This window comes from Kribbella sp. NPDC051770 (genome assembly GCF_040681455.1).
Classification (GTDB): Bacteria; Actinomycetota; Actinomycetes; order Propionibacteriales; family Kribbellaceae; genus Kribbella.
Map to the genome: position 1 here is coordinate 420,958 of NZ_JBFAYT010000004.1, position 10,442 is coordinate 431,399.

At 71.0% G+C, this 10,442-nt stretch carries 8 protein-coding genes; 2 read left to right on the forward strand and 6 right to left on the reverse strand.

Features of this window, described 5'->3' with window-relative positions; all coding sequences use genetic code 11:
• Positions 1-36: 36 nt before the first annotated feature.
• Entirely contained in the window at positions 37-1,704 is a 1,668-nt protein-coding gene (locus AB0M01_RS16860) for a right-handed parallel beta-helix repeat-containing protein (protein ID WP_363670207.1), read from the reverse strand.
• 14 nt (positions 1,705-1,718) lie between these two features.
• The gene (locus tag AB0M01_RS16865) at positions 1,719-2,243 is read right to left on the reverse strand and encodes an NAD(P)H-dependent oxidoreductase (RefSeq protein ID WP_363670209.1); all 525 of its coding nucleotides are present in this window, start codon (positions 2,241-2,243) and stop codon (positions 1,719-1,721) included.
• Positions 2,244-2,402: 159 nt separating this feature from the next.
• Here AB0M01_RS16865 and AB0M01_RS16870 point away from each other — a divergent pair, with 159 nt between their 5' ends.
• Complete coding sequence (locus AB0M01_RS16870) at positions 2,403-4,637, forward strand: ATP-binding domain-containing protein (RefSeq protein ID WP_363670211.1); 2,235 nt, start codon at positions 2,403-2,405, stop codon at positions 4,635-4,637.
• 180 nt (positions 4,638-4,817) lie between these two features.
• Here the strand turns inward: AB0M01_RS16870 and AB0M01_RS16875 are convergent, their stop codons facing one another.
• Together AB0M01_RS16875 and AB0M01_RS16880 are read right to left on the reverse strand one after the other, a co-directional pair.
• Positions 4,818-5,390 (reverse strand): hypothetical protein, encoded by a 573-nt coding sequence (locus AB0M01_RS16875; protein WP_363670213.1) that lies wholly within the window; start codon positions 5,388-5,390, stop codon positions 4,818-4,820.
• Positions 5,390-7,150: a PHP domain-containing protein gene (locus AB0M01_RS16880; RefSeq protein ID WP_363670215.1), complete on the reverse strand. Its 1,761-nt coding sequence runs from the start codon at positions 7,148-7,150 to the stop codon at positions 5,390-5,392. The genes AB0M01_RS16875 and AB0M01_RS16880 overlap by 1 nt, the downstream gene beginning before the upstream one ends.
• Positions 7,151-7,288: 138 nt before the next feature.
• Between AB0M01_RS16880 and AB0M01_RS16885 the strand changes: the two genes are divergently transcribed.
• Complete coding sequence (locus AB0M01_RS16885) at positions 7,289-7,900, forward strand: hypothetical protein (protein WP_363670217.1); 612 nt, start codon at positions 7,289-7,291, stop codon at positions 7,898-7,900.
• On the opposite strand, the gene AB0M01_RS16890 is transcribed toward AB0M01_RS16885, so the two are convergent.
• Both AB0M01_RS16890 and AB0M01_RS16895 read right to left on the reverse strand, forming a co-directional pair.
• The gene (locus tag AB0M01_RS16890) at positions 7,894-9,036 is read right to left on the reverse strand and encodes an epoxide hydrolase (protein WP_363670219.1); all 1,143 of its coding nucleotides are present in this window, start codon (positions 9,034-9,036) and stop codon (positions 7,894-7,896) included. The two genes, AB0M01_RS16885 and AB0M01_RS16890, sit on opposite strands and share 7 nt — an antisense overlap.
• Positions 9,033-10,439 carry a PLP-dependent aminotransferase family protein gene (locus tag AB0M01_RS16895; protein WP_363670221.1) on the reverse strand — a complete coding sequence of 469 codons (1,407 nt, stop codon included), beginning with the start codon at positions 10,437-10,439 and terminating at the stop codon, positions 9,033-9,035. The genes AB0M01_RS16890 and AB0M01_RS16895 overlap by 4 nt, the downstream gene beginning before the upstream one ends.
• Between the last annotated feature and the right edge of the window lie 3 nt (positions 10,440-10,442).

Here is a 10,442-nt window from a genome sequence, read left to right on the forward strand (position 1 = left end):
TCGTCACGATCAACGACAACCGCTCGTACGCCGTTCCTATTCCACCGACACCTCAGTGCAGCCCGAGAACGTGTACGCCGGCTCGCCGCCGGTCACGCGATTGCCTGTGAAGACGAGCCCGCCGACGCTCTTCGCGCGCAGCACCTCGCCGTCGCCGGTCAGCTCGAAGTCGTTGTCCTCGATCCGGACGCCGCGGTGCACCGGTTCGCCCTCGACCTGGTTGGTCGGGTCGAACCAGATCACCGGCGTCGCGGGCCGCAGGAAGCGGTTGCGCCGGATGACGAGATCGCGGACCGGCCCGGACTCGTACCACTGGTGCGCGTCGGCGCTGACGTAGATGCTCGCCATGGTCATGCCGTCGAAGACGTTGTCCTCGATCACGACGCGGCGCCGCGTGGTGACCAGGGCGCCGCGGGTCGGGACGTTCCGGAAGGTGTTCCCGGCGATCCGCACCGACGGCGTGTAGGTGACGTTCTCGACGACGTACGCGCCGGGCGTGACGACCTCCGGTACGGCGGTGTCGAGCGTGATCGTCATCGTGGTCAGCGGTTTGCTGCTGTCGAGGCCGGTCGGGCCGTCGACGGCCGTCACCGTCGCCTGGGCGACGCCGACCATGGTCAGCTTGTCGACGAGCTCGACCACGTCGCCGACGTGGAACTGTGGAAAACCGCCGGTCTCGTCGTGCATGTACTGCAGGTCGAGCGCGGCGCCCGCGACACCGACCACTTCCAGGTAGGTCCCGTGGATGTTGATCGGGTCGTCGTGCGCGCCGTCGAAGAGGTTGCCGGTGATCGTCACCGTGCCGCCGACGCCCGACATCTGCAGGATGTCGGCGAACGCCGCCGTGCTGCGCCCCTTCGCGCGGTCGGCGTGGAACGAGTTGCCGGTGATCGTGATGTCGGTGCTGAGCTGCCCCACGATCCCGAAACCGTGCAGGTAGCCGGCTTGCAGGTTCGTCACCGTGACCTGCGCGGACTCCCAGATGAAGCCGGCCGCGGTGTCGCGGGTCGGCTCGCGCAACTGGTAAACGAGCCCCTCGTCAGTGAACTCACCCGAGGAGTAGTCGACGCGGACGCGATGCGAACCGAGATCCGTCAGCCCGGCGACATCGGTGAAGAGCGGGTTCCGCCCCCGCCACGTCCGCTGCGCGACCGGGTCGTGGATCTGGCAGTACCACATCTCGTCCGAGCGATACCGCCAGTACGGCGTACCGCTGACCGGGCTGGTCTCACCCAGGAAGCTCAGCGCACCATCGACGACGTACGGGTTCCCCGGCGGAATGCTCAGCACCCGGTACGCCGGCCCGGTCTCCGCAACGGTCACGTCGACGACCTTCGGCGCCACCGTGTCGAACGCGAAGTCCCGGAGCGTCACCCGCTCGGAACGCACGACCGCGAACAACCCCATCAGCCCGTGCAGCCGGAACGTCGACCCGTCGCCGTCGATGGTGAGATCGGCCAGATCCTCCACCAGGAACGCGAAACGCTTCAGCCGGTGCGCCTGGTCCGCGCCGACCGTGTTGGAGATGTAGAACTCCCGCTCGACCGCGTGCTCGGGATAGAGCTGGTAGGTCCCACGCGGAAACACCAAGCGGACCGGCCCACTCAGCGTCCGAACATGCTCCAGCGCCGCAACGACTGCCGGAGTGCTGTCCTGTACGCCGCTGCTGTCCGCGCCGAACGCGGTGATGTCGACCAGGGTCACAAGGGTCTAGCTAATCAAACCGGGTAGGGATCGCGAGAGCGGGCGTCGCGCAACGTCCGCCCCCACCAGGCCAGCTGGTCGAGCAGCACGCGCGCTGCCTGGGTCGTGGCGATGTCCTCGAGGTCCTCCGGTACGTCGGACCCCGGGAACTGCTGGAAGCTCAGCGTCTCGCGGACCGTCACGGTGTGCAGCTCGCCGAAGACGAGGCGCAGCTGCTCGGCGGCGCGCAGCCCGCGCGAGCGGCCGCCGTACACGACGAAGCCGACCGGTTTGCCGAACCACTCGTGCCGGACCGAGTCGATCGCGGTCTTCAGGTCGCCGGGGTAGGCGTGGTTGTACTCCGGCGCCAGCACGACGTACGCGTCGGCCTCGGCGATCCGGCGCGGCAGGTCGGTGGTGCTGGCCAGGTCGATCAGGTCGAGCTTGAAGTCGTCGCGGCCCTCGACCTGCTGGGCGAACCAGGCCGTCAGCGCCCGGCAGAACGGGCTGGCCTGCGTGGTACGGACCAGGAAGGCGAGCCGGAGCGGGTGAACGGTCACGTCGAGCGACGGTAATACCTCAACAGGACTTGAGGTCAAGGTCCGCTCTGGAGAAAAGGGCGAAATGCCGTAAAATCGAGGATTTGTGGCGGCCGGCAGAAATGTTCCGGGGACCAACGCCGTGCATTTTATCATGAGGGGCTGGAATTGCAGAATCCGGTGCAGTCGGAACAGATTCACCTGACCACGTTCTACGCGGCGCTGGACCGCGAGCGGGAGCGCGCGGAGACGCGCCGCGAGGGTGAGCAGGTGGCCGGGACGCGCAACGCGCAGGCCCTGCACCAGCGCGACGGCCGCGTCCGCGACCTGAACGCGCGGCTGGCCCGGCTGAACGCCGCCGAGGAGGGCCTGTACTTCGGCCGCCTGGACGACAGCGACGGCGAGGTGCTGCACCTGGGCCGGATCGGGCTGCACGACGAGGACTACGAACCGCTCCTGGTCGACTGGCGCGCGCCCGCCGCCCGCCCGTTCTACGTGGCGACGGCCGTGCACAACCAGGGCGTCGTCCGCCGCCGGCACATCCAGAGCCGGCTGCGTCAGGTCGTCGACGTCCAGGACGAGCAGCTCGACCTCGCGCGGACCGCCGAGGGCGAGTCGCGGCTCGGCACCGGTGTGATGGGCGAGGCGGTCCTGCTGAAGGCGCTGGAGGCGCGGCGGACCGGCACGATGGAGTCGATCGTGCAGACCATCCAGGCCGACCAGGACCGGATCATCCGCTCCGAGCTGCCCGGCGTACTGGTCGTGCAAGGGGGTCCGGGAACGGGAAAGACCGCGATCGCGCTGCACCGCGCCGCGTACCTTCTGTACACCCATCGCGATCAGCTGGAAAAGCGCGGAATTCTCGTCGTCGGGCCGAATCCGACGTTCCTGAAGTTCATCGGCCAGGTGCTTCCGTCGCTCGGTGAGGACGGCGTCCGGCTGGTCACGCTGGCCGAGCTGTACCCGGGGCTCACGGCGACTCGGCCCGAGTCGGCAGAGGCCGGCGAGGTGAAGGGCCGGGCCGTGATGGCCGAGGTGATCGCGCAGGCGGTCGCCGACCGGCAGTGGGTGCCTGCGAAGCCGGTCGAGGTGACCGTCGACCGGACCGTGCTGCGGCTCGACCCGAGCGTCGCCGAGGCCGCTCGCAAGCGGGCGCGTGAGCGGCGGCTGACGCACAACCAGGCCCGGCCGTTCTTCCTGACCGAGATCGTCGACGCGCTGGTCGCGCAGTACGCCGACATCATCGGCGCCGACCCGCTCGGCGGCGAGAACCTGCTCGACGAGTACGACCTGACCGAGCTGCGCGCGGAGGTGAAGGCCGAGCCGGCCGTCCAGGCCCTGCTGGACCAGCTCTGGCCGAACCTCAGCCCGCGCGAGCTCCTGATCGACCTGTACGGCGACGAGCGGCGGCTGGCGCAGGCGGCGCCGCAGCTGAGCGAGCTCGACCGCGAGCACCTCCTCCGGTACGGCGACGACTGGAGCCCGGCCGACGTCCCGCTGCTCGACGAGGCCGCCGAGCTGCTCGGCGACGACGGGCAGGAGGCGGCCCGGCTCAAGGCGGAGCGGGCGCGCGCCGTCGCGTACGCCCAGGGATCGCTCGACGTGCTGAGCGGTTCGGGCTCGACGGACTTCGACGAGGACGACGAGTCGGAGGTGCTGACCGCGCGCGACATCCTCGACGCCGAGGCGCTCGCCGAGCGGTACGAGGCCGACGACGACCGGACGCTGGCCGAGCGGGCCTCGGCCGACCGGCGGTGGACGTACGGGCACGTGATCGTCGACGAGGCGCAGGAGCTGTCGCCGATGGCGTGGCGGGCGATCGCGCGACGCTGCCCGCTGCGGTCGATGACGCTGGTCGGCGACGTCGCGCAGACGAGCGCGGCCGGTGGCGGTACGAGCTGGCGGCAGGCGCTGGGCTCCACCTTCGGCGACCGCTGGCGGCTGGCCGAGCTGACGATGAACTACCGGACCCCGGCCGAGGTGATGGAGCTGGCCGGGCAGGTGCTGCAGCTGGTCGACCCGACGGCGAAGGCGCCGGAGTCGGTGCGGTCGACCGGGGTGAAGCCGTGGCACGTCGACGTCGTACCGGCTGAGCAGGCGGCGTACGTGAGCAAGGTCGCCGGCGAGGAGGTCCAGCACGGGCAGGTCGGAGTGATCACCTCGCGACTGCGGCTGGAGCTGGTGCAGGAGGCCGTCGGCGCGCTGCCGGGCGTGACCGTACTGACCGTCGGCGGCGCGAAGGGGCTCGAGTTCGACTCGGTGCTGGTGGTCGATCCCGAGGGGATCATGCTCGAGTCGCCGCGCGGCCTGCGAGACCTGTACGTCGCGCTGACGCGGTGCACGCAGCGGCTCGGTGTGATCGGTGAACTACCCGAGGTGCTGGCCGGCTCGGACGCCTGGGACGAGCGGCGCTGAGCTGTTTGCAAGTGGTGCGCGGAGTGCCAGTGTCGAACGGGTGAAGAAGCCACTCATGTGTCTTCTCGGCTTACACAGATGGAGAACCGAGCGCAACGAAGAAGGCCAGCGGTACCAGCTGTGCCAACGGTGCGGGACGAGCCGCGACAAGCTGTCCCTGAATGACTTCGGTGGGGGTTTCTAGTGGTCGGCGCAGCACTTCTGCTGGTGCTCGGCCTCGAAGGGGATGAGGACGCCGCCGGCGGCGGGCTGGACCTGGAGGATGGTCTGGCCCTCGCGGCGGATCGGGCGGACGAAGTCGCGGGTGTCGATGATGCTGTCGTCGGTGATCGGTAGCCCGCCGAGCGCCTCGACGTAGTCGATGCCGGCCTTGGCCCGCAGCTCGGCAGCGGTCTGTACGCCGTACGCGTGCTCGCGGCCCGGCCAGCGGACCAGGCGGCCGGTGCCGAGGGCCGTCTCGACCGCGGCGACGTACGCGCCGCGGACGAGCTGGCTCGGGCCGGCCAGGTCGGGAGCCGTCGCGCCCGGGCGGGTGAACGCGGAACCGGCGCCGCGCTCGATGCACCAGGTCCGGACGTGGATCTCCAGCTCGTCCGTCGGCGCGGTGATGGAGACGGCCAGGTGCGGGGTCTCGGCCCCGGTGATCATGTGCGTGCAGGCGATCACCGGGGTCACCGCCGGGCCGAGCAGCTCGTGCAGAACGTGCTCGGCGGCGGCGGTGTCGCGGCTGCCCGCGTCGACGGCGATGATCATCAGCGCTTGGGCAGGACCCAGATCGGGTTCGTGTAGAACCACAGGTCCACCCACGGGTCGGCGTCCCCGACCACGTCGAGCTGCGGGCCCGCCGGGTCGATCGCCGAGCCGAGGTAGCCGGGCTGGCTGCGGTTGCCGTCGGTACCGCGGACGCGGACGTAGAACGGCTCCTCGGCCTTGCCCAGCGGGAGGACCAGCTCGAAGGTCCCGCGCCGGCCGGAGGTGTCCCACTGCCGGACGACCTTGGTGTCCGGCGCGGTGAACGTGTCGCGGTTGCTGACCGTGCCCTTGACCGCGCCGCGGATCGCGTCCACCCGGTTCAGCTTCGGCACGAAGTTCGACCAGTTCGGCATCGTCTGGGTGGTGATCCGGACGACCAGCTCGACCGCGCGGCCCCGGCGTACGGTCAGCGCGCCGCCGAGCGGCTCGCCGTAGCGCTGCCCGGCCTCACGGACCTCGACCTCGACGCCTTTGGCGAGCATGCCGTGGTCGACCCACATCCGGCCGGCCCGCAGGCCCTCCATCACCGAGAGGTAGTCGCGGCGGTCGGCGCCGACGTGGGTGCGGCTGTAGTAGCCAGGGAAGAAGTCGCCCGCGGTCCGGTTGATCGTGTTGCCGTAGACCGGGTCCATGTAGCGGCCGTCGCGGTCGAACTGGGCCTGGTCGGAGCCCGGCGGACGGACCGAGGTCTCGTTCCAGTTCACGTGACTGTCGGAGTTGGCGCTGATCCACCAGGGCTTGCCCTCGGCGAGCAGGCTGTCCCACAGACCGCCGACGGTCGACGTCATCCAGTCGAAACCGCCCCAGGTCCGGTACGACTCGGCCGGGTAACCGGCGAAGGAGTTCGCGCTCGGGGCGTTGCCGTAGAAGCCGCGGGCCGCGGCGCCGCCGATCGGGGCCGGGAGGCCGGCGGCCTGGTGACCGGGCGCGCCCTCGAAGCCGATCGCGATCCGCGGGTCGGCGTCGCGCCAGTTGCGGATCTCGTGCGGGCTGTCGATGCCGTTGCGGGCCGGGTGGTTGGCCAGGAACAGCGCGTCCTGGACGCGGCGGCGGTCGACCTGCTGGCCGAGCCACTGGATGCCGGAGACCGCGAGCTGCTCGTTGGCCGGGGTGTTGCCGCCGGCGTTCTTCACACTGCCGTCGTAGCTGTTCTCGAACTGCTTGAGGACCTCGACCTCGCGCGAGCCCGGCGCCACGAAGACGGTGCCGTGCTCGGCGGCCGGGATGTTCCACTCCAGGCCCTGGAAGATCAGCGTGTTCTTCAGCTCGGTCCGAGCCGCCTTGATCTGCGGGTTGACCAGGTCGACACCGATCCGCGCGTGGGTGGCGCCACCGTGGTCGGTGATGACCAGCCAGTCCAGCCCGTACGCCGCCGCGTGGCGGGCCTGGTCGATGACGCGGTACATGCCGTCCGAGCTCAGCTGGGTGTGGATGTGGTGGTCGCCGGCCAGCCAGACGTTCGGGCGCTGGTGCTGCTGGAAGATCCAGCCCGGCACGTTCTTCGGCGCCGCGGCGGCCGCCGCGGAGGCGCCGGTGACGGCCAGCGCCGCCGTACCGCCGAGGATGCCCGCGGAGCGCAGCAGCGAGCGGCGGCTCACCTCGGACGGCGAGAGGTCGGCGTCGGGGATCGACTCGTCCAGCGCGGCCAGCGTCGCGGCGTCCAGCTCGGTGTTCGGGTGGTGGTGGTCGTGCTCGTGGCCATGTCCGTGGCCGTGGCCGTGGCCGTGGCCGTGACCGCTGTGGTCGTGGGAGTGTCCCATCGTGCGTCCTCTCGGAGGGCGGAATCCGGCGCGATCATCGCCTTTCTTCATGGCCTGAAGGTGTTGTCCGGGTGAACCGTCGGCTCCGGCCATGGACAACAGCGGCCGTGGTGGCTTCACTGGGAGGTGGGGGACGCCATGGGGAAATCGTCGTCGAGAGCAACCAGTGCGCTGCTGGCTGTCCTGGCCGGGATCACGGCCGGAGTCGTCGCGGTGCTGCTCACGGCGGTCGTCATCCTGGCGACGGAGCCCTCTGGGAGCGTCCGGCCGGGCGTGCAGGCGGCCGGCGTACCGTCTCCGGCTGCGCCGAAACCTGCTCCGCAGACGCCGCGGCCCAGCTCGACCGCCGCCTCGGTGAAGGCGTTCGGGGATGTCCGGGAGCTGCCGGTCGGGCTGGTGTGCCGCGACCTGAAACAGCGTGGCTACGGGTACGCCGCCGCCGTCGAGTACTGGCAGGTCCAGGCGCAGCCGAACCGGATGGATGCCGACCGCAACGGAATCCCCTGCGAGCCGGAGTACACCCGGACCGAGGTCGGGAAGTACTGGCAGGGTCGGAAGGTGAGCTCGCTGGCCTCGGTGCCGGACGGGCTGCTCTGCCGTGACCTGGCCGCCCGCGGGGCGTCGTACGGGGAGGCGGTCACGTACTGGTGGTACGCCGGGATGCCGGCCCGGTTGGATGCCGACGGCAACGGGATCCCGTGCGAGCAGGTCTACCCGGCGACCGTGGTGCAGGCGTTCTGGCGTCAGTGAGCGCGCAGCGGCCGGCAGAAGGTACGGAGGTCGTCGACCAGCAGGTCCGGGACCTCGAGGGCGGCGAAGTGGCCGCCGCGGGAGTGCTCGGTCCAGTGCGTGAGGTGGTGGGTGCGGGCGAGGATGTGGCGCATCGCGGGGTCGGTGGGGAAGACGGCGACGCCGGTGGGGACTCCGGTCGGGGCGGAGAGCTGGGTGCTGGGCTCGGAGTAGAGGCTGGCGGACGTGGCGCTGGTGTTGGTGAACCAGTAGATGCAGACGTCGGTGAGGATGTGGTCCAGCCTGGCGCTGGTGAGCGGGCGGCGTGGGTCGGACCAGTCGTGGAACTTCTCCAGGATCCAGGCCAGCTGGCCGACCGGTGAGTCGCTGAGCGCGAACGAGAGCGTCTGCGGCTTGGTCCCCTGCAGTTCCGCGTACGCCGTACCGGTCGCTCGGACGTGATCGGCCGCCGCGAGCTTGGCCTGGTCGGCGCGGTCGAGGTCGTCAAAGTCGCCCGGGCGGTAGCCGGGATCGGTGGACGGGTGGGCGAGGCCGCCGTTCAGGTGGACGCCGATGACGTGCTCGGGGGCGACCTGGCCGAGCAGTGGGGAGACGACCGAGCCGGTGTCGCCGCCCTGGGCGACGTACCGGTCGTAGCCGAGGCGGTCCATCAGGGCGGCCCAGGCGTGGGCGATCCGGAGGTGGTTCCAGCCGATGTCCCGGAGCGGGACCGAGAACCCGTGCCCGGGGACCGAGGGCGCGACGACGTGGAACGCGTCCGCCGGGTCGCCGCCGTACGCCGCCGGGTCGGTGAGCGGGCCGATCACGTCCAGGAACTCGGCGACCGAGCCGGGCCAGCCGTGGGTGAGGATCAGCGGGAGCGCGTCCGGGACCGGCGAGTGGACCTGCAGGAAGTGCACCGGCTGGCCCTCGATCGTGGTGATGAACTGCGGGAACGCGTTCAGGCGGGCCTCCCACCTGCGCCAGTCGTAGGCGTCGACCCAGTACCGGACGACCTGGCGCAGGGCGCGGACCGGGACGCCGCGGGACCAGTCGTCCGCGGCCGGGAGCTCGCGCGGCCAGCGGATCCGGTCCAGCCGGGCCTGCAGGTCGTCGAGGTCGTCCTCGGAGACGTCGATCCAGAACTTGTCGATCATGGCCGCAGCGTCCCGACCGCGTCGGCCAGCAGATCGATGCCCTCGGCAACCGCCTTCTCGGTGAGGCTGCCGTAGCCGAAGACCAGACCCGGCGGGCCGGGCGGCGTGAACCAGTACGGCGTGAGCGGGTGGACGCCGACGTCGCGCTCGCGGGCCGCGGTCGCGACGGTTTCGGCGGGCAGGTCCGGTGGGAGCCAGACCAGGATGTGCAGGCCGGCGGAGACGCCGACCGGTTCGAAGTCGGGCAGGCGGTCGGCGAGCTGCGTGACCAGGAGGTCGCGGAGGTTCCGGTACCGCGGGCGCATCCGGCGCAGGTGCCGGTCGAACTCGCCGTGGCTGACGAAGTCGGCGAAGGTCAGCTGGTCGAGGACCGACGAGCCGCGGTCGTCGGCGAGCTTCGCGGCGGCGAGCGGTTCGACGAGCGCGTCGGGGAGGATCAGCCAGCCGAGGCGGAGGCCGGGCGCGAGGGTCTTGCTCGCCGTACCGGCGTAGACGACGCGGTCGGGAGCCAGGCCCTGGACGGCACCGATCGGCTCGCGGTCGTAGCGGTACTCGGCGTCGTAGTCGTCCTCGATGATCAGGGCGTTCCGGCGGACGGCCCACTCGACGAGCGCGGCGCGGGTCGCGGGCGAGGCGACGGCGCCGATCGGCATCTGGTGCGCGGCGGTGACCAGGACGAGGTCGGCGCCGGAGCGGTCGAGGGCCTCGACGTCGATTCCGGAGTCCAGGACCGGTACGCCGACGACCTCGAGGCCTGCGGCTCGTGCGATGTCGCGGAGCTCGTAGTCGGACGGGTCCTCGAGGGCGAGCTTGCGGTAGCCGGCCGCGACGAGGACCTGGAGGAGCAGGCGCGAGCCCTGGGCGAATCCGTGGCAGATCAGCAGGTTCTCGGGGCGGGCCGACGTACCGCGGACGCGGTTGAGGTAGTCGGCGAGGGCCTCGCGGAGCTCTGGCGAGCCCTGGCCGGACAGGTAGGACAAGGTGCTGTGCGGAATCTCGTTGAGGACCCGGCGGACCGAGCGGAGCCAGGCTGCGCGCGGGAACTGGCTGACGTCGGGGCGGCTGTACTTGAAGTCGATCCTGGGCGGGCCGGTGGGCTGCTGGTTCGTGCGGGTCTGGCCGCTGGTGCGTGCGGCCGTCGGAGCGACCTGGGTGTAGCCGCCGGTGCGGCTGACCAGGTAGCCCTCGGCGACCAGTTGCTGATACGCCTCCACGACGACGCCGCGGGACAAGCCGAGGTCGTTGGCGAGCGCGCGGGTCGACGGCAGGACCGCGTCGGCACGCAGCAGGCCCTCGCGGATCCGGGCGCGGATCCCCGCCTCCAGCTGCTGATGCAGGGGTACGGCGCCGGAGCGCTGGATCTCGACCAGCAGCTCCCCGGAACCGGTCCTGGAACGGCTCATGCC